At 61.7% G+C, this 22,305-nt stretch carries 18 protein-coding genes; 11 read left to right on the top strand and 7 right to left on the bottom strand.

The window, feature by feature from the left end; genetic code table 11:
• Positions 1-18: 18 nt before the first annotated feature.
• Positions 19-2,109: a TonB-dependent receptor gene (locus HX855_RS10715; protein WP_177086289.1), complete on the bottom strand. Its 2,091-nt coding sequence runs from the start codon at positions 2,107-2,109 to the stop codon at positions 19-21.
• A gap of 157 nt (positions 2,110-2,266) precedes the next feature.
• Here HX855_RS10715 and HX855_RS10720 point away from each other — a divergent pair, with 157 nt between their 5' ends.
• The 7 genes from HX855_RS10720 (at position 2,267) to HX855_RS10750 (ending at position 9,333) form a co-directional block, all read left to right on the top strand.
• Positions 2,267-2,599: a YceK/YidQ family lipoprotein gene (locus HX855_RS10720; protein ID WP_177086291.1), complete on the top strand. Its 333-nt coding sequence runs from the start codon at positions 2,267-2,269 to the stop codon at positions 2,597-2,599.
• Between the two features lie 64 nt (positions 2,600-2,663).
• Positions 2,664-3,005: a YceK/YidQ family lipoprotein gene (locus HX855_RS10725; RefSeq protein ID WP_375140074.1), complete on the top strand. Its 342-nt coding sequence runs from the start codon at positions 2,664-2,666 to the stop codon at positions 3,003-3,005.
• Positions 3,006-3,159: 154 nt separating this feature from the next.
• The gene (locus HX855_RS10730) at positions 3,160-4,917 is read left to right on the top strand and encodes a carbamoyltransferase (RefSeq protein WP_076015509.1); all 1,758 of its coding nucleotides are present in this window, start codon (positions 3,160-3,162) and stop codon (positions 4,915-4,917) included.
• On the top strand, positions 4,918-5,814 hold the full coding sequence (locus HX855_RS10735; RefSeq protein WP_177086295.1) for a GNAT family N-acetyltransferase: 897 nt from the start codon (positions 4,918-4,920) through the stop codon (positions 5,812-5,814).
• On the top strand, positions 5,811-7,217 hold the full coding sequence (locus HX855_RS10740; protein ID WP_177086297.1) for a PIG-L deacetylase family protein: 1,407 nt from the start codon (positions 5,811-5,813) through the stop codon (positions 7,215-7,217). Before HX855_RS10735 ends, HX855_RS10740 begins: the two co-directional genes overlap by 4 nt.
• 86 nt (positions 7,218-7,303) lie before the next feature.
• On the top strand, positions 7,304-8,452 hold the full coding sequence (locus tag HX855_RS10745) for a glycosyltransferase family 4 protein (RefSeq protein WP_177086299.1): 1,149 nt from the start codon (positions 7,304-7,306) through the stop codon (positions 8,450-8,452).
• Positions 8,449-9,333 (top strand): glycosyltransferase, encoded by an 885-nt coding sequence (locus HX855_RS10750; RefSeq protein WP_177086301.1) that lies wholly within the window; start codon positions 8,449-8,451, stop codon positions 9,331-9,333. Before HX855_RS10745 ends, HX855_RS10750 begins: the two co-directional genes overlap by 4 nt.
• A gap of 66 nt (positions 9,334-9,399) precedes the next feature.
• Here HX855_RS10750 and HX855_RS10755 read toward each other — a convergent pair whose 3' ends face one another.
• A complete protein-coding gene (locus HX855_RS10755; protein WP_177086303.1) occupies positions 9,400-11,283 on the bottom strand; it encodes a bifunctional O-antigen ligase/aminoglycoside phosphotransferase family protein in 1,884 nt (627 codons plus the stop codon).
• A 159-nt stretch (positions 11,284-11,442) separates the two neighbouring features.
• On the opposite strand from HX855_RS10755, the gene msbA reads away from it, so the two are divergent.
• The gene (msbA, locus tag HX855_RS10760) at positions 11,443-13,248 is read left to right on the top strand and encodes a lipid A export permease/ATP-binding protein MsbA (RefSeq protein WP_177086305.1); all 1,806 of its coding nucleotides are present in this window, start codon (positions 11,443-11,445) and stop codon (positions 13,246-13,248) included.
• 129 nt (positions 13,249-13,377) lie between these two features.
• Positions 13,378-14,799 carry a bifunctional D-glycero-beta-D-manno-heptose-7-phosphate kinase/D-glycero-beta-D-manno-heptose 1-phosphate adenylyltransferase HldE gene (hldE, locus tag HX855_RS10765; protein ID WP_177086307.1) on the top strand — a complete coding sequence of 474 codons (1,422 nt, stop codon included), beginning with the start codon at positions 13,378-13,380 and terminating at the stop codon, positions 14,797-14,799.
• A 37-nt stretch (positions 14,800-14,836) separates the two neighbouring features.
• Here the strand turns inward: hldE and HX855_RS10770 are convergent, their stop codons facing one another.
• From HX855_RS10770 to HX855_RS10785, 4 genes are read right to left on the bottom strand one after another with little or no spacing between them, the layout of a single operon-like run.
• Positions 14,837-15,802, bottom strand: coding sequence for a metal ABC transporter ATPase (locus HX855_RS10770; protein ID WP_177086309.1), 966 nt, complete (start codon positions 15,800-15,802; stop codon positions 14,837-14,839).
• Positions 15,803-15,843: 41 nt separating this feature from the next.
• Positions 15,844-16,656: an aldo/keto reductase gene (locus tag HX855_RS10775; RefSeq protein ID WP_177086312.1), complete on the bottom strand. Its 813-nt coding sequence runs from the start codon at positions 16,654-16,656 to the stop codon at positions 15,844-15,846.
• On the bottom strand, positions 16,653-17,828 hold the full coding sequence (locus HX855_RS10780) for an FAD-binding oxidoreductase (protein WP_177086314.1): 1,176 nt from the start codon (positions 17,826-17,828) through the stop codon (positions 16,653-16,655). Before HX855_RS10780 ends, HX855_RS10775 begins: the two co-directional genes overlap by 4 nt.
• A 56-nt stretch (positions 17,829-17,884) precedes the next feature.
• Complete coding sequence (locus HX855_RS10785; RefSeq protein ID WP_177041236.1) at positions 17,885-18,220, bottom strand: multidrug efflux SMR transporter; 336 nt, start codon at positions 18,218-18,220, stop codon at positions 17,885-17,887.
• A gap of 215 nt (positions 18,221-18,435) precedes the next feature.
• Here HX855_RS10785 and HX855_RS10790 point away from each other — a divergent pair, with 215 nt between their 5' ends.
• Both HX855_RS10790 and waaA read left to right on the top strand, forming a co-directional pair.
• Positions 18,436-19,326 (top strand): LysR family transcriptional regulator, encoded by an 891-nt coding sequence (locus HX855_RS10790; RefSeq protein ID WP_177086316.1) that lies wholly within the window; start codon positions 18,436-18,438, stop codon positions 19,324-19,326.
• Between the two features lie 23 nt (positions 19,327-19,349).
• A complete protein-coding gene (waaA, locus tag HX855_RS10795) occupies positions 19,350-20,627 on the top strand; it encodes a lipid IV(A) 3-deoxy-D-manno-octulosonic acid transferase (protein ID WP_177086319.1) in 1,278 nt (425 codons plus the stop codon).
• A gap of 122 nt (positions 20,628-20,749) precedes the next feature.
• On the opposite strand, the gene HX855_RS10800 is transcribed toward waaA, so the two are convergent.
• A complete protein-coding gene (locus HX855_RS10800) occupies positions 20,750-22,189 on the bottom strand; it encodes a TolC family outer membrane protein (protein WP_177086321.1) in 1,440 nt (479 codons plus the stop codon).
• Between the last annotated feature and the right edge of the window lie 116 nt (positions 22,190-22,305).

Raw genomic sequence — 22,305 nt, forward strand, 5'->3', positions numbered from 1 at the left:
ACAAGCCTGTGGCAGTTGCTAAAAGGTGTACTCGGCGCCGGCGCCGGCGTACCACGAGCGTCCTGGCGCCGCTTCGTAATAGCGGCCGTTGCCGTCCCCGACAATCACCGAGCCTACGTACTGGCGATCCAGCAGGTTATCCAGGCGCAGGGTCTGGTGAAACGTCCAGTGCTCCACCTTCTGTTCAAACCGTGCGCGCCAATTGAAGACGCTGTAGCCCGGCGCCGCGTGTTGCTGGTTGGTGTCTTCGACGTAGACCTTGCTGCGGTACATGCCTTCCAGGGCGGTGCTGACCCAGTCCCGGGGCTTCCAGTTCAGTTCGGCAAATAAGGTGGTTTGCGGGACGCCGGGGAGGTAGTTGCCCTTGTCCACAGGTTTGCCGCCGCCGACGAAGTCGCTGTCGTAGGTGGCTTGCAGGCGGGTGTAGGCGATGTTGGTGCTCCACTGCTCGCTGAGCTGGCTTTCGATGCCCAGCTCGAAGCCGCGGCGCAGGGTGCGGCCGGCGTTCTGGTAGCTGGTACGGCCGCCGATGGATTGGTCCACCACCAGCTCATCCTCGGTGGTGATCTGGAAGAGGGCGGCGTTGACCCGTGTGTCATTCAACTGTGCTTTCAGGCCCACTTCATATTGCGTGCTTTCGGAGGGCTTCAGGCCGAAGTTGAACCCTTCGATATTGCCCGGGGCATACGCCAGTTCTGCCTGGGTCGGTGTTTCGAAACCCTTGCCGGCGCTGACGTAACCGTGCAGGTCGGGCGTGAAGGCGTACATCACGCTCACGGACGGGGTGTTCTTCTGGTAGGTCTTGTTGCCGCTGGAGTCGCCGTTGCTCAGGAACTGGTCGTCGACGTCCAGCTCCATGGTGCTATGGCGCACCCCGGCTTGCAGGGTCCAGCGGTCAATGGCCCAGTTGGCCTGGATATAGGGGTCGAGACTGCGGGCCGTATCGATTTCATCCCGGCGTAGCTGACCTTTTACGCCCAGGGTGTTGCCGCTGTAGTTCTGATAGCCGTGGCGACTGTCTTCGCTCTGGTCGAAATCCACGCCGGTGATGATCATCAGTTCACCCGGCACGCTGTCGATCGGCTGCATCCAGCGCACGGAGCCGCCGTAGAACTTGCGGTCGAACTGCACCACGCCGCCGCCGCGTTCGTTGGCGGGTGTGCCTTTGGGAATCGACAAATACTGAATCACGCTGCGTCGCCCGGTATACGCATTCACTTGCAGCGTCGCGTCACCAAAATACCGCTCGTAGTTCATCCCCACTTGCTGGTGGTCGATGCTTTTTCGAGTGTTGTACTGCTCTGCGAGGGGACTCACCGAGCGTGGGTCGGCTTTGTACGCGTCCCACGTCTGCCCCAACGGGTCCTGGGTGCCGTTCTGCTCCAGGCTGCTGTAGATCAGCGCCAGTTTGCTGTCGTCATCCGGCTCGACATTCAGCTTGGCGAAGGTCTGGTCGCGGCGGGCGCTGCTGTGGTCGCGATAGCCGTCGGTGTCCATACGCGAAGCATCGAGCACGAAGCCTGCGCCGTCTGCCGCGCCTTCGGCGGTCAGGTGGTTTTTGCTCAGGCCATCACTGCCCACCAGGGTCTCGGCGCCGATGCGCGGCGGGCCTTCGCCGTTGCGGGAAAACATCTGGATCACACCGCCCGCATTGCTGCCATACAGCGTGGCGGCCGGGCCGCGCAGGACTTCGATGCGCTCGGCGGTGTCGAGGTTGAACGTGGCGGCCTGGCCCTGGCCGTCCGGGGTGCTGGCGGGGATGCCGTCGGCGACCAGCTTGATGCCGCGGGCCCCAAACGCCGAGCGCGCACCGAAGCCGCGGGATGAAATCTGCAGGTCCTGGGCATAGTTCTGGCGGTTCTGGACCACCAGGCCGGGCACCCGGGACAGTGCTTCAGAGGCGTTGATGCCCAGTTGGCCGTCGCTGATCTGTTCACGGCTGATGCTGTCGACCGAATACGGCAGGTCAAACGATGGGCTGGCGCTGCGGGAGCCGGTGACCACGCTGGGGTCGAGGACCAGTGGTGCTTCGTCGGCCTGGGCGCCGTTGTACAGGCCCAGCAGTCCGGGAAGCAGCATCGCAAAACGAGTGGGCACAACAACTTTCATGAGTAAACCAGGATCCATGACACACAAAAGTGCGCGAGTTTAACGTTTCAGCCCGCTTTTACCATTTCGGAATCCTCTTACATGGCGCGGCGGCGCGCGGGGTCTGGGTCGCCTACAGGGCCGATGCTAGCGTTGCTGACCATTCAGAGGGCTGGCGATGAGACTAAAAATGACTTTTGCACTAAGCGTTGGGCTCGTTGTGTTGAGCGGCTGTGGGACGGTCAACACCGTGCTGCGCGAAGACGCGGTAGCGGCACGTGAGCTCAGGAAGCAAAAAACCTATTGCCAGGCCATTCCCCGTGTCTACAGCGGTGTTGCCTTTGATTTCTGCCTGCTGCATGCCGCGCCGGACCTTACTGGAGTAATGATGCCGTTTGTACTCTTGGATATAACGGTCTCGGGCATTGTTGATACAGTGGTCCTACCCTATACGGTCTACAAGCAAGGTACCGATGGTAACCTCGGTATCTATTGGCGCCCGGGTTCATAAACGGATCCAGTGGGGTCGTATGGGCAGGGGTGAATGCCCACACTTATGTCAAATGGAGTTGTCCATGAGTCCTGTCACCCGATTTCTTCTCGCCGCTGTACTGGTATCCACCACCGGTTGCGGCACCATCAACACGGTATTCCGCCCGGACGCCGTCGCCAGCCAGAACCTTAAGGAATCGCGCAGCTATTGTGAAAACGTGCCGCGTATCTACAGCGGGGTGATCTACGGTTTTTGCACACTGAACGGCGCACCCGACACCACCAAAGAGCACACACGCGATGCCTCCGGCTCCTTGCCGATCTTCGCCGCCGAGCTGGTTGGCTCCGGCTTGCTCGACACCCTCGTGCTGCCCTACACGGTTTACCGCCAGAACAGGGACGGCAGCATCGAGATTTTCCGCTAGCCCCGCAGTGACAACCGGTCGCCACAATCCCTAGATCATCACGGGACGTGTTTACGCTATAATCCCGCCCTTTAGCTGTTTCTCGCCCAGGCGGGGAGCACACTTTTTTCAGGCGTGACGCGCCTGCATGCAGACTAAAAGAGGCTAGACCCCTGTGGCATTGACGATTCTTGGCCTGTCCGGCGCCCTTAGCCATGATCCTTCCGCAGCCTTGTATATCGACGGCAAGCTGATCGCGGCCGCCGAAGAAGAGCGCTTCGTACGCGACAAACATGCAAAGAACCGCATGCCCTACGAGTCGGCGAAGTTCTGCCTGGAACAAGCCGGTATCAAGCCTTCCGACGTTGACGTGGTCGCGATTCCATTCGCCCCCATCAGCCTGTTCGGCGAAGCCCGCTGGCACTATGCCAAGCGTTACTGGTACGCCCCGGACCGCGCCCTCGACGCGATCCTGATGGGCAACCGTCGCTATAAGCGCTATCGCAACAAGATCGTCTGGTGCCTGGAGCAACTGGGCTTCGATCCGAAGAAAATCAAGATCGAACCGGTTGAACACCACCTGGCCCACGCCTCCAGCGCCTATCACTGCTCGGGCTTCCAGGAGAAGACCGCGATCCTCGGGATCGACGGCAAGGGCGAGTACGCCACGACCTTCTTCGGCTACGGCGAAAACGGCAAGATCCACAAGATCAAGGAATTCTACGATCCGGACTCCCTGGGCGGCCTGTATGGCGCTATCACCGAGTTCCTCGGTTTCGAGATGCTCGACGGCGAGTTCAAGGTCATGGGCATGGCGCCGTATGGCGACGCCAGCAAGTACGACTTCTCACGCCTGGCCTCCTTTGAGAACGGCGAGCTGGTGATCAACACCGACTACGCCAACGTCATCGGCCTGCGCCGCTACAAAGAGAAGGGCAAGGGGTTCTACTTCTCGCCGAAACTGATCGAGTGGCTGGGGCCCAAGCGCGAAGGCGACATCGCCGACGAGCCGTACATCCACTACGCCGCGAGCATGCAGGCGCTGTTCGAGAAGCTGGCGTTGCAGATGATCGACCATTACCTGGGCGACATCCTGAAAGACACCGGCAAGCTGGCCTTCGCCGGCGGCTGTGCACTGAACGTCAAACTGAACCAGAAGATCATTGCCCGCGACGACGTCAAGGAGCTGTTCGTGCAGCCGGCGTCCGGCGATGCCGGCACCGCGGTCGGTGCGGCAGCGTACGTGTCCCATGCCCGTGGTGTACCGGTTGAGAAGATGGAACACGTCTATCTCGGCCCGTCCTACAGCAACGAAGACGTGATCGCCGCCTGCGCCAAACACCCGAGCAAGCCGGTGTGGCGCCAGATCGAAAACACCCCGAAACGCATCGCCAAGATCATGGTCGACGGCAACCCGGTGGCTTGGTTCCAGGGCCGCATGGAGTTTGGCCCGCGTGCCTTGGGCGGTCGTTCGATCATCGGTTGCCCGAGCGCCACCGGCGTGGCCGACCGCATCAACCACCAGATCAAGTTCCGCGAGCGCTGGAGGCCTTTCTGCCCGTCGATGCTCGACACCGTTGCGCCACAGATGATCAAGGTCGATCACCCGGCGCCGTTCATGACCTTCACCTTTGAAGTGTCGGAAGAGTGGAAAACCCGCGTGCCGGAAGTGGTCCATGAAGATGGCACCTCCCGCGCCCAGGTGCTCAAGCGCGAGTACAACCCGCGCTACTACGACATGATGAAAGAGTTGGAAGTATTGACCGGCAACGGCGTGTCGCTGAACACCTCGCTCAACCGTCGTGGCGAAGCGATGATCTGCTCGCCGACCGATGCGCTGAATATGTTTTTCGGCTCCGACCTGCAGTACCTGATCATGGAAGACATCCTCGTGGTCAAGGACGGCGTGGACCCTTATGACGCTGTGGTCTAAATGCTGAACCGCTTCCAGGGCTGGCGTGAACGTGGCTGGACGCCTGTCGAGGCCGAGGTTTACGCCCAGGCCTGGCAGCGTTTTGGCGGCAGCGTGGCGACTCATCCGCAGATCGTCGAGCGGCTGGCGCACCTGGCGCAGATTCCGGTGCGTTACCTGGGCTGGGAGCAGGACGGCGAGCTGAAAGGCGCCATTGCCACCTGGGGGCGCGACCTGGCCCTGTCCAAGGACGTGCTCAAGCGCAAAGGCAAAAAAGGCCTGTTCGATCTGGGTAACGCCGAGATCATCCTGCCGATTGCCGCCGATGCGCAGCTGCCGTTGCGTCATCGAGCGCGTTACCTGTCGGCGCTGAACGAAGGGCACGTGAGCACCCTCAAGCCCCAGGCCGAGCAGTTGGCCATGGCACGCACACCGGAAGAACTGTCGAAGAAGTTTCGCTACAACCAGCGTCGTGAATTGCGTTTGCTGGAAGAGGCGGGCGGCGTGGTGCGGGCGGTCAGCGAGTTTTCCAGTACCGAATTGGCAGCGATCTATTGCGACCTGTTCCAGCGGCGCTGGGGTTTCCCAGCGGCAGGCGCCGAGCGTCTGGCGGAAGTATTGGAGTTGCTCAAGGAGTTCCTGTTCGGCTCGGTGCTGTTTCTCAATGACGCCGCGATTGCGGTGCAGCTGGTGTATCAGGTGCAGGCGCCGGCGTGGATCAGTGCCGAGTACGTCAACGGCGGTGTCGACCCTGAAACCAAAGCGTTCAGCCCCGGTAGCGTGCTGAGTTTCCTGAATACCCAAAGTGCCTGGGAACAGGCGCGGGCCAGCGACAAGCCCCTGCGCTTCTCTTTCGGGCGTTCCGACCGTGAATACAAGGAGCGCTGGTGCAACCCGGTGCCGGTGTTCAGCGTATGAGCCGCAAGCAGCAATTGCTCAAGCAGCATCGGCGCAACAAGCGTATCGCGCTGTTGGTTGGCCTGTTGCTGTTGCTGGCTGTCGGTGTGCTGGTGGCCTGGTGGTTGCCGCTGGTGCTGGCGGTGGTGCTGTGGGCGGCGCATGAAGCCTGGTTTGCCGACCATTTGTTCTATTCGCCCAAAGACGGCTATGAGTACGCGTTTCCTGAGGGCAGCGAGTGCGCGGGCCTGCGTCTCGAAGCGGGGCGGCTGGTGTTGGACACGCCCCTGGTGGGCGATGAAACCCTGATCGTTGCGATTGAACTCAAAAGTGCCTGGCTCGGACGCTTTCTCGACCCGGCCGTAGAATTGCTGGGCCTTGATGCGCCGGACCGGCAAGTTTTTGAACGCGGCGTCGCAGGTCGGCGTTACCTCAACCTGACCGGCGCGGGCGAGGCACTGACCGCCGGCAAACTGCGCCTGCGCGGGCGCTTCTGCCGGATCAAGGGCCAGCCTACGCTGTGGCGGTTCCGCCAGCCGGATTACCGGCGCCAGCGGGTGATGGTCATCGCGCCCCATGCCGACGATGCCGAACTGGCCGCCTTCAGCCTCTATAGTCAAGCCGATGAGAGCTGGATCGTCACCCTCACGGCGGGCGAAATCGAAGCCGATCACTATCAACACATGGGTATGCCCAAGGCCGACGCCGCACGACTCAAAGGCCGCCTGCGCGCCTGGGACAGCGTTACTGTGCCTCGCTGGGCGGGGGTTCCCGAGGCGCAGTGCGTGCAACTGGGCTACTTCTGCATGCAACTGCCGGCCATGCAGGCCGCGCCGGATCAGCCCCAGGCTTCCCGGGAAGCCGAGTTGGACGATACCCGACTGTTTCGCCAGTTCAATGCCCTGGCCTTGCCCGGTGACGTGGACGGTGCGCCGACGTGGAACAACCTGATTGCCGACCTGCGGGCGCTGTTGCTCAAGGCGCGTCCGCAGGTGATCGTGTTGCCAACACCCTTGCTGGATCCGCACCCGGATCACATCTGTGCCCACGCCGCGATACTCGAGGCCCTGCACGGCCTGGAATGGCAACCGGACACGTTGCTCGGCTACGCCAACCACCTGCATGATAACGATCGCTGGCCCATGGGCGACTCGGGCGCTGGCGTGGCCTTGCCGCCGCGTTTTGACGCCTCCCGTGAACTTGTGCCGTGCAGCTTGCCGCTGACCCTGAGCCAGCAGCAGGACAAGGCCATGGCCCTGGGCATGATGCACGACCTGCAGCCGCGGGCGCCGTTCAAGCGCCGCGTGCGCAGGTGGTTGCAGCAATTGCTGGCAGGCCGGAGTCCATCGCCTTACGGAGAGAATGAGTTCTTCCGCAAGGCGGTGCGCCGTCATGAGTTGCTCTGGGTGTTGAAGCAGGATTGAGTGCTTATTGAAGGCAGGCTTGCAGCGCCTGCCGCCCCTTTTTCGCCGGGCTGCGTGCCCGCAGCCTGATTGCAGCATGGAGAGTTATGAAGCCTCGTTTCAAGGTTTTGCAGTTACAGCCGGACTACAACGTCAAGACCCACGACTTTGCCGACCTCGGCGAGCAGATCGTCAAGGCCTTGCCGGCTGAGCGTTTCGAGGTCACCTCCGGGTTTCTCAGCGGCCGTCCGCTGCCTGGCCAGCCCCTGAGCGTCGCTGAACACTCCCATTATTTCGAGCTGCCGGAAAAATCCCTCAAGGGCATTCGCTTCGGCGCCATGTGGCAGATCTACAAGTACTGCCGCGAGCAAAAATTCGACGTGGTCATTTGTAACCGCTTCAAGTCGGTGAACATGATGCTGTCCCTCAACCGCTGGTTGAAAATCCCTCTGTGCATTGGCATCTCCCACGGTTTCGGCGAGTACGCCCGTGGTTACCGTCGGCGTCAGACGCAGAAATGGGTCAGCCCGGCATGGCGGTTTGTCGGGGTGTCGGCGGCGGTCAAGGATTACCTGGTGGACCTCAACTGTGGGTTCACCCGTGAAAACACCACCTTTGTCACCAACGCCATCGACATCCCCCAGGCCGAAGCCTTGCAGCTGCCTCGCGATGAAGCACGCAAGGCGTTGGGCTTGCCGCTGGAAGCCCGAATGATTGGCGCCTTGGGCCGCTTGGTACCGATCAAGGGCCACACTCATTTGCTGCAAGCCTTCGCCACCCTGAAAGACAAATACCCTGAAGCCCAGGTGGGGATCATCGGTTCCGGCCGCGCTGAAGCGGACCTGCGTGCCGACATCGAGCGCCTGGGCCTGACCGGCCGTGCGCACCTGCTGGGGTTTCGCGAAGATGGCATGAAGTATGTACGCGGTTTCGATATCTGGACCATGCCGTCGCTGTTCGAAGGCCTGGGCCTGGCGCTGCTGGAAGGCATGAGCGGCCATCTGCCGGTCATCGCCTCCAACGGCCCGGCGATGTTGCCATTGGTGGAAGGTGCGGGCGGCCTGTCCCATGACCCGGGAAATGTCGAGCAACTGGCGGCGGCGCTGGACACTTACCTGGCGCTGAGCGACGAGCAGTTGCGTGCCAAGGGCGAACAAGTCTTCCGCTACCTGGAAGAAAACCACACCCTGGGCGAGTTCCGGCACAAGTATTTGACCCTGATCGAAACCGGTCTGCGTGAAGTAGGTAAAGCATGACTCTGCAGCAACCCCTGGTCACCGTGATCATCGCGTCCTACAACCACGGGCCGTACATCGAGCAGAGCATCCTCAGTGTGCTTGGCCAGACCTACGCCAACATCGAATTGCTGGTGGTGGACGATGGCTCCAAGGATGACAGCGTGGAGCGCATTCAGCGCTTGCAGGCCGAACACGGGTTTGATTTCCAGGTGCAGCAGAACCAGGGCCTGACCAATACCCTGAACGGTGCCGTCGCCCGCGCCAAAGGCAGCCTGATCGTGCCCTTCGGTTCGGATGACATCATGCTGCCGGAGCGCATCGCCACCCAGGTTGCCTATATGGAAGGCAAGCCGAAGGTGGGTATCTGCGCCGGCAACATTGAGCTGATCGATGGTGACGGCAAGCCGTACCCGGAGAAGAAGCAGCGTCGTGATTTACCGTTTCGCAGCCTGGATTTCGATGACCTGTTTCTGGATCGCAAACCGTTCCCGCCGGCACCGACCCTGATGATCCGCCGGCATGCGCTGGAGGAGGTTGGCGGTTTCGACCCGCAGATTCCCCTGGAAGACTTGCTGATCGAATTGAAGATCACCCACGCCGGTTACACCATCGACGTGTTGAATGTGGTGATGGCGCGTTATCGCCAGCACGCGACCAATACCTACAAGAATCATCGCTACATGATTCAGAACATCCTCAAGTCCTACGGATTGTTCAGTGATCACCCTGCCTACGATCAGGTCCGCTACAACTTCCTGAACTCGATGTTCCTCAAGACCGCCGACCGTGACCGCCCGCTGGCGCGGGAGATCCTCAAGCAGATTCCCTTGAAGTTCTGGGGGCGCAAGACCTTGCGTGGGTTGGTGCGGTTGTACCTGACGCCGCAGCGCAGCGCATAGCGGTTGGGCCTGGCCATTGCCTGTACAGCAATGGCCGCAACCCTGGAGCCTCAGCGGCTCAAATCATCACTTCGCCGGGCTCGCGACCTGCGCGACCGGGTTGTTGAGCTTCAACACCTGATCACGGATCTTCGCCGTGGCGCTTGGCGACGCGATCGAGGCATAGCCCTTGGCCAATTGCTCGAAATGGGTTTCGAACAACCAGCTACGATCCTGGGGATAACGCTGCATGTGCCGCAGGTTGCGCTGGCGCAGGGCATTTCGCAGGGCCGACGGGTAGAGGCGCATGTCGGCCACGTCAATCAGGCCGAACTCACCGTCATCCATCAACAGGACGTTGCCCAGGTGCAGGGAGCGGAAATAGATGCCGCGCTCGTGCAGTTGCGCCATGAACTGGCCGAAACGCTCAATCAATGATTCGCGCAGGCTGCTGTCCAGGCTTTGCAAGGCCTGGCGCAGGGTCAGCCCGGGCAGCGGCTGGTACTGCACAGCGCTGCTGTGGTCCGGCAACTCATAGAGTCCCAGAATCGCTGGTGAGGGAACGCCCCGTTCACGCAGTTGCTCGCTGTTACTGGCAAAACGCTGGGAATACGGGTTGAAGCTACCGGAGGTGTACCAGTTCCGGGCGCGGAACAGCTTCAGGAAACTGCCATCTTCCAGGCGCAGGACCTTGGGCCCCAGGCCGTCGGCCTCAATCACGTGGGCGTTGCTGCACAGCTGTTCGAAAGCCTGCGGCTTCAGGCTTTGTACAGGCATGCGCAGCAGGCTGCGGCGACGTTGGGCGATACTCAGGCCAGCAATCAGGGCCAGCGGGATCCACAGCAGGAACCAGTGCTCTTTTGGTCGCGAGAGAATGCCACCGCCTTCGGTCAGGCCAGCACCGGTGCCGTAGGCCAGTAGTGACGAGGCCAGGATAAACAGCGGTTGTGCGCGAGCCTTCAGGCTTTTGTAGAGGCCCCAGCCGAGCATGAAGACCCACGGAATGAAGCCGATGATGCCGACGTAATAAAGCACGCCCAAGGCGAAGCTGTGAGGTTCGCGGAGCGCGCCGTAGGCAAAGTTGGCAGGCTGCACGTAAAGCTCGGAGTCGTAGCTGTGACCGATCCATGGATGATCGGCGATACGGCCCAGAATAATGCGCCATATTTCGAAGCGGAATGAGCTACCGCGTTCGGTAACCAGTTGCGGGTAAAACAGCAATAGCGCGGCAGCCGCCAGTACCAGGCCGGCAATCATCAGCACCGAGCGGCGATTTCGGCTGAGGAAACCCATCCAGAAAACCGCCAGAACCAGTGCCACCAACGGTGTTCTGGAACCCGTAGCCAAGACTGCTGCAGTCATGATCGCCAGCGCCGGGACGCTTAGCCAAAGCGCATGCAAGCGTTTGGTGGTGACACAGACATACAGCCAGTACACGCAGAAAAAGCCGAATACATGGGAGCTGAGCAGCGGATTATCGAGCGCTCCACGACCGCCGATCATGCGCATCCCGGGCTCGAATCCAGCACCGAAAGACACCAGGTTGATCGCGCAGACGACCGTGGCGATGACGGCGGCGCTGAAGAAGATCGGCTTGAACAGGTCATTGCGGTAGTGCAGCAACAAGCCGCACCCGGCAAACAGCATGAATGTGTGCAGCGGTCGCCTGTACAGGTCAGTGTCCGGGTGGGCTTCCGGACTCCAGAACAGGCTTGTGAGTGCCCAGGCAGAAAACAACAGGAAGGCGATGGCGAGCGGCTCGCGTAGAACCTCTCTCAGCTCCCTGGGGCGCAGGCACAGCAGCAGCAAAGTGGGGGCGCTGAACAGGCCGTAATAAAATTTATGCATGACATTGCGGTTGGAGACAAAGAACAGCGCGCTCAAGAGGAGCAACAGGCCGATCGGTAGAATCCATAGGCACAGGAAGTCGAATACACGATTTGAGCCATAGATGAAGCGTTTTGAGTGCATACGGAAAAGCCGTTCCTGGAGAGAGAAAGCCGAACATACTAAAGTAGTGGCTATATAATGTCGCTTGTTGGATCCAACCTGGCCGCAGGTTTGCCGGGTGCAAGTACAACAGAGAAGCTGTGCTAAAGTCAGCCTCCTTTTTCAAAACCGCCGCGTGATATGACCGACTCCAGTCCGAGCGCAAGCCCTTCGAGCTTGAAAATATACTTCCGCCTGCTCAGCTACGTGAAGCCCTATGCCGGCTTGTTCGCGCTGAGTATCGTCGGCTTTCTGATTTTCGCCTCGACCCAGCCGATGCTGGGGTACATCCTCAAGTACTTTGTCGACGGCCTGTCCAACCCTGAAGCGGTGTTGTTCCCCACGGTGCCTTTCCTGCGTGACCTGCAACTGTTGCAGGCTGTGCCGCTGCTGATCATCCTGATCGCCGCCTGGCAAGGCCTCGGTTCGTTCCTGGGCAACTACCTGCTGGCCAAGGTTTCCCTGGGCCTGGTTCACGACCTGCGGGTGCAGCTGTTCAACAACCTGCTGACCCTGCCGAACCGCTATTTCGACAATCACAACTCCGGGCACCTGATCTCCCGCATCACCTTCAACGTGACCATGGTCACCGGTGCGGCGACCGATGCCATCAAGGTGGTGATTCGCGAAGGCATGACGGTGATCTTCCTGTTCGCCTCCCTGCTGTTCATGAACTGGCGGCTGACCCTGGTGATGATCGCCATCCTGCCGTTGATTGCCGTGATGGTCAGGACCGCGAGCAAGAAATTCCGCAAGCAGAGCAAGAAGATCCAGGTCGCCATGGGTGACGTGACCCACGTCGCCTCGGAAACCATCCAGGGCTACCGCGTGGTGCGCAGCTTCGGCGGCGAGCTGTATGAGCAGAAGCGCTTCCTCAAGGCCAGCCTGAGCAACACCAACAAGCAACTGCGCATGACCCGCACCGGCGCGATCTACACGCCGGCGTTGCAGCTGGTGATCTATACCGCCATGGCGGTGCTGATGTTCCTGGTGCTGTACCTTCGCGGGGATGCGTCGGCGGGTGACATGGTGGCCTACATTACGTTGGCCGGCCTGTTGCCCAAGCCGATTCGCCAGCTCTCTGAAGTCAGTTCGACCATCCAGAAAGGCGTGGCCGGTGCCGAAAGCATTTTCGAGCAACTGGACGAAGACGTGGAAATCGATCGCGGCACCATCGAGCGCGACAAGGTCAGTGGCCGCCTGGAAGTGCGCAACCTGAACTTCACCTACCCTGGCACCGAGCGTCATGTGCTGAAGGACATCACCTTTACCGCAGAGCCTGGGCAGATGATTGCCCTGGTGGGGCGCTCGGGTAGCGGCAAGTCCACACTGGCCAGCCTGATCCCGCGTTTTTACCATCACGAGAGCGGCGAGATCCTGCTCGATGGCGTGGAGATCGAAGACTATCGCCTGCTGAACCTGCGTCGACATATCGCCCAGGTCACCCAGCACGTGACGCTGTTCAGCGATACCGTGACCAACAACATCGCCTACGGTGACCTCGAAGGTGCACCGCGGGCAGATGTCGAAGCGGCGGCAGCCGATGCCTACGCCAAGGACTTCATCGACCAGTTGCCCAAGGGCTTCGATACCCAGGTCGGCGAAAACGGTGTGCTGCTGTCCGGTGGCCAACGTCAACGCCTGGCGATTGCTCGCGCGTTGCTGAAGAACGCGCCACTGCTGATCCTCGACGAGGCCACCTCGGCGCTGGACACCGAGTCGGAGCGCCATATCCAGGCCGCCCTGGACAAGGTCATGCAAGGCCGTACGACCCTGGTCATCGCCCACCGGCTGTCCACCATCGAGAAAGCTGACCTGATCCTGGTCATGGACGATGGCCGGATCGTCGAGCGCGGTACCCACAGCGAACTGTTGGCGCAGAACGGTTATTACGCCCGTCTGCACGCCATGGGCCTGGACGCGCCGGTGTCGGCCGACATCACCTGATGCACCGGAGTGGGGGGCCTGGCCCCTCACTCCGTTCCCCTCGCAATATCTTCTCTGCACACCCCGACAAGCCTTTGACAACCCTGTGGTAATATCGCGCCCCTGTTCATTTTGTATGTGGGTTGCTCCATGAAGTTGTCCATGCCGCGATTCGATCAAGCCCCTGTCTTGGTGGTCGGCGATGTCATGCTCGACCGTTACTGGCATGGCGGTACCTCACGGATTTCCCCTGAGGCACCGGTACCGGTAGTCAAGGTCGAGCAAATCGAAGACCGTCCAGGTGGCGCTGCCAACGTTGCCCTCAATATTGCCGCCCTCGGCGCCCCGGCCTCCCTGGTGGGTGTGACCGGCGACGACGAAGCCGCCGACAGCCTGGCCAACAGCCTGCGTGGTGCTGGCGTGCGTGCGCTGTTCCAGCGCATCCCCCACCAGCCGACCATCGTCAAGCTGCGGGTGATGAGCCGTCACCAGCAATTGCTGCGTATCGATTTTGAAGAACCCTTCGCCACCGATGCCCTGGCCCTCAGTGCCCAGGTCGACGAACTGCTTGAAGGCATCAAGGTGCTGGTGCTGTCCGACTACGGCAAAGGCGCCCTGAGAAACCACCAGATGCTGATCCAGGCCGCCAAGGCCCGGGGCATTCCAGTGCTGGCTGATCCCAAGGGCAAGGACTTCTCGATTTATCGGGGCGCCAGCCTGATCACGCCGAACCTCAGCGAATTTGAAACCATCGTCGGCGGCTGTGCCGATGAGCACGAGCTGGTGACCAAGGGCGCCAAACTCATGGCCGACCTCGACCTGGGCGCCTTGCTGGTGACCCGTGGCGAACACGGCATGACCTTGCTGCGTCCCGATCAACCGGCCATGCACTTGCCTGCGCGGGCCCGTGAAGTGTTCGACGTGACCGGTGCCGGTGACACGGTGATCTCCACCCTGGCGGCTTCCATTGCCGCGGGTGAAGAGCTGCCTCACGCGGTGGCCCTGGCCAATCTTGCGGCGGGCATAGTGGTCGGCAAACTGGGTACGGCGGCCATCAGCGCACCTGAGTTGCGTCGCGCCATCCAACGTTCCGAAGGTTCGGAGCGCGGCGTGTTGAGTATCGAACAGCTGCTGCTGGCGATTGACGATGCCCGTGCCCATAACGAGAGCATTGTCTTCACCAACGGCTGCTTCGACATTCTCCACGCCGGTCACGTGACGTACCTGGAGCAGGCGCGGGCCCAGGGCGATCGCTTGATCGTGGCGGTCAACGATGATGCCTCGGTCAGCCGCTTGAAAGGGCCGGGCCGGCCGATCAACAGCGTCGACCGTCGTATGGCGGTGCTGGCGGGGTTGGGTGCGGTGGACTGGGTGATCAGCTTTGCCGAGGCGACCCCGGAAAGCCTGCTGGCCCAGGTCAAGCCGGACGTGTTGGTCAAGGGCGGTGATTATTCGGTCGACCAAGTGGTCGGTGCCGATATCGTCAGTGCCTATGGTGGCAAGGTCAAAGTGTTGGGGCTGGTGGAAAACAGCTCGACCACGGCGATTGTTGAAAAAATCCGCAGCAACTGACCGAGCGCGGCAGGGGCGCTTGCTCCCTTGCCGCAGGTTACCGGGTGCGCTTGCGCGGGACGATTTTCTTCAATAGCAGCTTGGCCCTTCCGGTCAATCGCTTCAATTTCGACTCTTTCTCAGGTGCACTCAGCCCCTGCTGACGCAGCCAGTCCTTCCACCGAATCCGCTCATCACGCACGATCCAGCCTTCCTGCTGGGCAAAGCTTTCTGCCAGATACAACCCTCGCGTACTCGCCGGATACAGCTGATCCTTCTTCAAGGTATACAGCTCCGCACACGGCTGACCGTCCTTCAGCGGCATCAGGTACAAGTCCGGGCGCTGACGGTCCAGGCGGGCCACCAACTGGTCACCCTCCAGGCGCTCGTCCACGTGAAACAGGCTCAGGGACTTGGCCTCCTTGGGCACTTCCAGGCGCAAGTCATAAATCAGTTGCAGCGAAGCCGTGGGCAGATGCACATAGGCCCGAGGGCGTTCAATCAATTGCATGGTGGCGCAGCGCACCGGGCGCGCGGCACCGGACAGCGGCGAGAGACGAAACGGCAACGCTTCGCGGTAGTGCAGGGCAGACGAGTAGGGCGCCGGCAGCCAGGTGTCATTGAAGCGCCCGCCCAACCAGCCTTCCGGGGTTTCCAGCAGGCATTCCTCGGCAATTTCCTGAATGGCGGTGTGCAGTGGCAGGTTCAGTTCGTGGGCCGGCACATAACCGGAGATCAGCTTGAGCACCACATCGCCGCGGTCTTGCCGGCGCTGGCGCACCAGCACCCAATAATCACGATTCTGCCAGTGCAGGGTAAGGCGCACCGAAACGCCAAGGTTGGCCAGTTCCAGTACGAAACGCTCAGTGTCTTTCACCTCTACCGGCTTGCGCCGTTGCAGGGTCTGGGCAAAGTTGAGCGGCATGCCCACGCTCTGGTAACTCAAACCCTCGGGTGTGGCTTCGACGTGCAGCGGCAGTGTTTTGAAGTTGCTTGGATTTTTTCTAATGAGCGTTCGCGGCATGTCGGCTCCTTCTTGCGTCGGGGTCGGCCGCGTCGGCGGCATCAGAGTTGACGAATGACCTTGGCAGCGGTCGCCACGTTATGGGCGAGGTGCAGCGGATTAATGGTCCCGACAATAGCACTGGCAACGCCAGTTTGCGCAAACAACAGCATGAAACTGGCGTGAATTGGATCCACTCCTGACTCCAGGCAAACATGGCCACTGGCCAGAGCCTTTTTTACCAGGATGCCTTTGCCGTGCGCGGCGGCGTAATCAATGACGGCTTTCTCGGCCTGTTCGTTCAGATTGTAGGTGACCATGGCGCAATCGCCTTGTTCCAGAGCCTTCACGCCGCCCTCGACGGTTTTGCCGGAGAAGCCGAAACCGCGAATCTTGCCCTCGCGCTTGAGGTCGGCCAGGGTCTGGTAAACCTCGCAGTCATTGAGGATATGCAGGTCATTGCCGTCGGAGTGCACCAGCACCAGGTCGATGAAATCGGTTTCCAGTCGTTTCAGGCTGCGCTCGATGGAAAACCGGGTATGGGCCGCGCTGAAATCGTGGTGGGACACGCCCTCGGCAAACTCTTCACCCACCTTGCTGACAATCACCCAGTCCTGGCGCTGGCCGCGCAGCAGCGGGCCCAGGCGTTCTTCGCTGCGGCCGTAAGCGGGCGCCGTGTCGATCAGGTTGATGCCCAACTGGCGGGCCTGACGCAGCAGCATCCGCGCGGCGTCGTCATCGGGAATCTGAAAACCGTTGGGGTATTTCACCCCTTGGTCGCGGCCCAGCTTGACGGTGCCCAGGCCTAATGGCGAGACCCGCAGGCCGGTGCTGCCCAGCGGGCGGTGAAGGTCATGCAGGGTCGGCAGGGTCATGGCAGCAGATGCTCCCAGGCAGGTTGGGCGATGGCGGGTTTCGGCAGTTCAGGCAGCTTTTCGGGGATGCCTGGCGTGATGCCGTCACGTTCCAGCGCGTGGATCACCCGGTCGGCGAAGTCCGGAGCCAAGGCCAACTTGGTGGGCCAGCCCACCAGCAGGCGGCCCTGCTCGGCGAGGAAGGCGTTGTCCGGGCGGGTCAGGCCCGACTGCAGCGGCTCGGCGCGGTCCACCCGAAGGGTGGCCCACTGGGTCTGGCTCATGTCGATCCAGGGCAGGAGTTGGGCCAGCTCTTTTTGGGCGGTGGTGATCTGTTGCTCCGGCGTACGGGCCACGCCTTCGGCTTCGGCGATATCACCGCCCATGTACCACACCCAATTGCCATCGGCTGCCGGGTGTGTGGTAACGGTGATGCGCGGCTTGGTGCCGCCGCCCAGGCAGTGGGCGTACAGCGGCTTCAGGCCGGGGCCCTTGGCGATGATCATGTGCAGTGGCCGGCGTTGCATGGCGGGCTGGCTCAGGCCCAGGGCACTGAGCAGGTCAGCCGTGCCGCCGCCGGCACTGAGGACGATACGCTGGGCGCGAATCTCGCGGCCATCGACCTTCAGGCCGACCAGCGTGCCGTCTTCCAGAAGGGGTTCGATGTGCTCCCCGGCCAGCAGGCCGTCACCGGCCAGTTGGGCCAGGCGCTCGATCAGGCTCGGGACATCGACCACCAGTTCGGCCAGGCGATAGACCTTGCCCTTGAAGCGGCGGTCTTGCAGGGCAGGTGGCAGATCGTCGCCTTTCACTTGGTCGACGCGGCCACGCACGGCCTTGCTGGCGAAGAAGCTGGTGAGGTTGCCGGCGATAGTCCCCGGCGACCACAAATAATGGGCTTCGGACAGCAGGCGCACACCCGAAAGGTCCAGCTCGCCGTTACCTGCGAGGGCTTCGCGCCAGCGGCGGGGCATGTCGGCGATGGCTTCGGAGGCGCCGGTCAGGGCGCCGTGCAGTGCGTATTTCGCACCGCCGTGGATGATCCCCTGGGACTTCACGCTCTGCCCGCCACCGAGGGTGGCGCTTTCCACCAGCACCGTGGAAAAGCCCTGGCGGCGCAGGCGCGCATTGAGCCAGAGGCCGGCAACCCCGGCGCCGACGATCAGAACGTCGGTGGAAATAACGGATGGCATGCAGCGACCTCAGTGTTCAAGACAAGAGGCGCAGTATACAGGCTGTTTGCCGGTGATCAGTGCCCGGCGGTTTTCGAGAACAACTGAATCACCACCACCCCGAGCACAATCAGGCCCATGCCCAGCATCGCCGGGACATCCAGTTTCTGCCCGTAGATAAACAGCGCGGCGATGCTGACCATCACGATGCCCATCCCGGCCCACACTGCATACGCGACGCCCACCGGCACGGTGCGCACCACCAGCGTCAGCATCCAGAAGGCCACGCCGTAGCCGACGATCACCAGCAACAACGGGATCGGCGTGCTGAAACCCTTGATCGCTTTCATGGAAACGGTGGCGATCACTTCCGAGCAAATGGCAATGGCCAGGTAATAGTAGGCGGCGTTCATGGGGTAAATCCTCGGTACAGGGGTTCAACCGTAGGCGCGAGTTTGCTCGCGAAAATCGTCAACGATAACGCGGTGCATCTGGTTTAACGTGGCGCTCTCGGATCCTTCGCGAGCAAGCTCGCTCCTACAAAGGTCGGCATTCAAAGGTCGGCATTCTAGAGACTTACCAGATGCGGTAAAGTCATTACCTATCCGAATTAAAGATGGGTTGAGCCATGAGCGTGCAGTGGAGTCTTGAGCAAATGCGCCTGTTTGTCAGCGTCGCCGAGCAGCGTTCGTTTTCGGCGGTGGCGCGGGACCAGCGCAAGGCGCAATCGGCGGTCAGCAATGGCATTGCGTTGTTGGAGGCCGACCTGGGCGTGTGCCTGTTTGATCGCAGCAGCGGCCGCCAGCCCCGCTTGACCGAGGCTGGCACCGCGTTGCTCGAAGAGGCGCGGGAGGTCTTGCGCCAGTGCGAGCGCCTGAATGGTCGTGCCCTGTCGTTGATGCGTGGAGAAGAAGCGCGGCTGCGCCTGGCTCAGGACGAGGCCATGCTCTATCAGCCGGTGCTGGACAGCCTCGAAGCATTGGCGGGGCAATTTCCCAGCCTGGAAGTGCAGTTGTCCAGCGCCGCCCAAGGCGATGTCGCGCGCAAATTGGTGGAGCGCAAGGCGGATCTGGGCCTGTTGTTCTATCACGATCAAATCCCCGAAGCGTTGGAGCGCCGGGTGCTGGGCAGTGTGGAGATGGTCACGGTCTGCGGCAGGAACCATCCCCTTGCGGCGCAAAAGACCGTGGATTGCCAGCGCCTCGCACAGTTTCGCCAGTTACTGATGGCGACCCAGACCAGTGTGTATCCCGGTAGCGAGGCCGCCAGCCCGCAAGTCTGGCGTGCCGACAGCTTCTACGTACTGGCCGAATGGCTGGCGCGCGGGTTGGGTTGGGCATGGCTGCCACGGCACGTTGTGCAGTATCCGGGCTATCAGGATCAGATGGTCGAACTGGACAGCGAATGGACCCCGCCGGCCCTGGTCGTCGAACTGGTCTGGCGCCGCGACGAGCCCCTCGGTCCGGCCGCGCGTTTCCTCGCCGAACGTTTTGCCGAGTGCTTGCAGGCGATCGACTGAAAAAGCCGATAAACTCCGCCGCCATGAATAGAACTCTCTACAGCTGTCTGTTTTACCTGGCGCTGCCGTTGGTGGCTTTACGTCTGTGGCTGCGGGCTCGCAAGGCGCCGGCGTACGCCAAGCGTGTGGGTGAGCGCTTTTCCTGGGGTTTGCCGGCGATGCAGCCCGGCGGAATCTGGGTGCACGCGGTGTCGGTGGGCGAAAGCATCGCCGCCGCGCCGATGATTCGCGGGCTGCTGGAACGTTATCCACAGCTGCCCATCACCGTCACCTGCATGACGCCCACCGGTTCCGAGCGAATCCAGGCGTTGTTTGCCAACGAGCCGCGCATCCAGCACTGCTACCTGCCGTACGATTTGCCCTGTGCGGCCAAGCGTTTTCTGGATCGCGTGCAGCCGACATTGGCGGTGATCATGGAAACCGAACTGTGGCCCAACCATATTCACCAGTGCGCCCAACGCGGGATTCCCGTGGCCTTGGCCAACGCACGGCTGTCGGCCCGTTCGGCCAAGGGCTACGGACGCTTCGCCAAGCTGACCGCGCCGATGCTGGCGGAAATGAGCCTGTTCGCCGTCCAGACCGAAACTGAGGCCGAGCGTTTTCGCCGCCTGGGTGCACGGCCCGATACCGTCGAGGTCACCGGCTCGATCAAGTTCGACCTGACCATCGACCCGCAATTGCTGGAGCGCGCCGCTGCGTTGCGCGAGCAATGGCATGCCAGCGAGCGCCCGGTGTGGATCGCCGCCAGCACCCACGAAGGCGAGGATGCAGTGGTGCTCGCGGCGCATCGGCAGTTACTTGCCAGCTACCCCAATGCCTTGCTGATTCTGGTGCCGCGTCATCAGGAGCGCTTCAACCCGATGTTCGAGCTGTGCCAGCAGCAGGGCTTTGCCACGGTACGTCGCTCCAGCGGCGAGGCGGTGACGGCGCAAACCTCCGTGTTGCTCGGTGACACCATGGGTGAGTTGCTGTTTCTGTATGCCTTGGCCGACAGCGCGTTTGTTGGCGGCAGCCTGGTCGCCACGGGCGGGCATAATCCGCTGGAGCCGGCGGCCTTGGCCAAGCCGGTTATCTGCGGGCCCCACGTGTTCAACTTCCTTGAAATCAGCGCGATGATGCGCAACGCCGGCGCGTTGCAGGAAGTGGACGATGCCGAGGGGTTGGCGGTGGCGGTGCAGCGCTTGTTCGAGCTGCCGCAGGACGCACAGAAGATGGGGCAGGCGGGGCTGGCGGTGATGCGGGCCAACCAGGGCGCGTTGAAGCGTTTGCTGGATGGGTTGGGCAGGCTGCTTAACCACTGACAACACAAGTCAAATGTGGGAGCGGGCTTGCTCGCGAAGGCGCAGTGTCAGTCAACGAATAGGTCGACTGATACACCGCCTTCGCGAGCAAGCCCGCTCCCACATTGGGTTATTCGGCGCGCTTAGTAACCGGGATTAGCCTTCAACTGCGCCGCAGCCGCCTTGGCCAGGTCCGGCGGCAGGAAGTCCTTGTCCGGGTTGTAGTCGGCCTTCAGGTACCGCGCCAGATCCTGCAAATCCCCCGGGTTCAACGTCCCCGCGGCTTGCTTCAAACGCAGGTTGTCGAGGATGTAGTCGTAGCGGCTGTTGTTGTAATTGCGCACCGAGGTGTACAGCTGGCGCTGGGCGTCCAGCACATCGACGATATTGCGCGTGCCCACCTGGTAACCGATTTCCGTAGCTTCCACCGCGCTCTGGTTGGAGATGATCGACTGGCGGCGCGCCTGCACCTGCTCCACGTCGGTGTTCACCGCGCGGTGCAGGTTGCGGGTGTTTTCCACCACCTGGCGACGCAGGCCTTCGCGTTGCTGCTCGGTCTGGCCCAGGCGGGAATAGGATTCGCGCACTTGTGAGCTGGTGAGGCCGCCGCTGTACAGCGGGATGCTCAACTGCAAGCCAACGGTGCGCTGCGACACATCACCGTGATACGGCTGGCCAAACGCGCTGGGGTTGCTGAAGCCCAGGGCGTCATTGTCACCTTTTTCATATTGCGCCACCGCATCCAGGGTTGGCGCGTGGCCAGCCTTGCGTTGCTTGAGGGTTTCTTCGGCGGCGGTGACGGCGTAGTTGCTGGCCAGCAGGTTCAGGTTCTGGCGGCCGGCGGTTTCGACCCAGGCCTTGGCGTCGTTCGGCGACGGAGGCAGCACCGGCAGCGTGTGCACGATGCCCTGGATCGAGTTGTACTGACGGTTGGTCAGGGTGATCAGCGCTTCGAAGGCGTCGTCCACCTGACGCTGGGCCAGGATCCGGTTGGCCCGTGCGGTGTCGTAGCTGGCCTGGGATTGCAGCACGTCGGTCTTGTCTGACAGGCCCACGTCAAAGCGTTCGTTGGACTGGTCCAGCTGGCGTTTGAAGGCGGCTTCTTCGGCCTTGGTGGAGGCCAGGTTGTCCTGGGCCCGCAGCACGGCGAAGTAGTTTTCGGCGCTTTGCAGGATCAGGTTCTGTTCGGTGGCCGAGAGTTGCAGCGCAGCCTGTTCGTTGACCGCTTCGGCGGCTTGCAACTGGAACCAGCGATCGGCGCGGAACAGCGGCTGGCTCAAGGTCGCGCGCCAGGAATGGGCATCGCGGTTGACCGTAGCAGCGGGCTGATCCAGCTGGGTGCGCACGTTATTGATGTCGGCACCGGCCGACAGGTTCGGCAGCAAACCGGCGCGGGCCTGGGGCACCACTTCTTTCTGCGCGCCATACTGGGCACGGGCGGCAGCCAGGTCGGCGTTGTTATCCACTGCCTCCTGGTAGACGCTGACCAGGTCGGTTTTGGTCGTCAGGGGCGCTTCAGCTGCCCAGACCATTCCGTTGGTCGCACAAGACACGGCAAGAGCCAGTGAGAGTTTGCGCAGCATGAGGCGATCCCTAGAATAATATTACGGTGATAATTTGGAGCCCAAGGCTAAGGCGGCCCATTCCTGGCGTCAAGGCCTCAAGCAGTCACCGAGTGTAGTGGCGCTATCACGGCACA

It is taken from the genome of Pseudomonas sp. IPO3778 (assembly GCF_013386825.1).
Lineage (GTDB): Bacteria > Pseudomonadota > Gammaproteobacteria > Pseudomonadales > Pseudomonadaceae > Aquipseudomonas.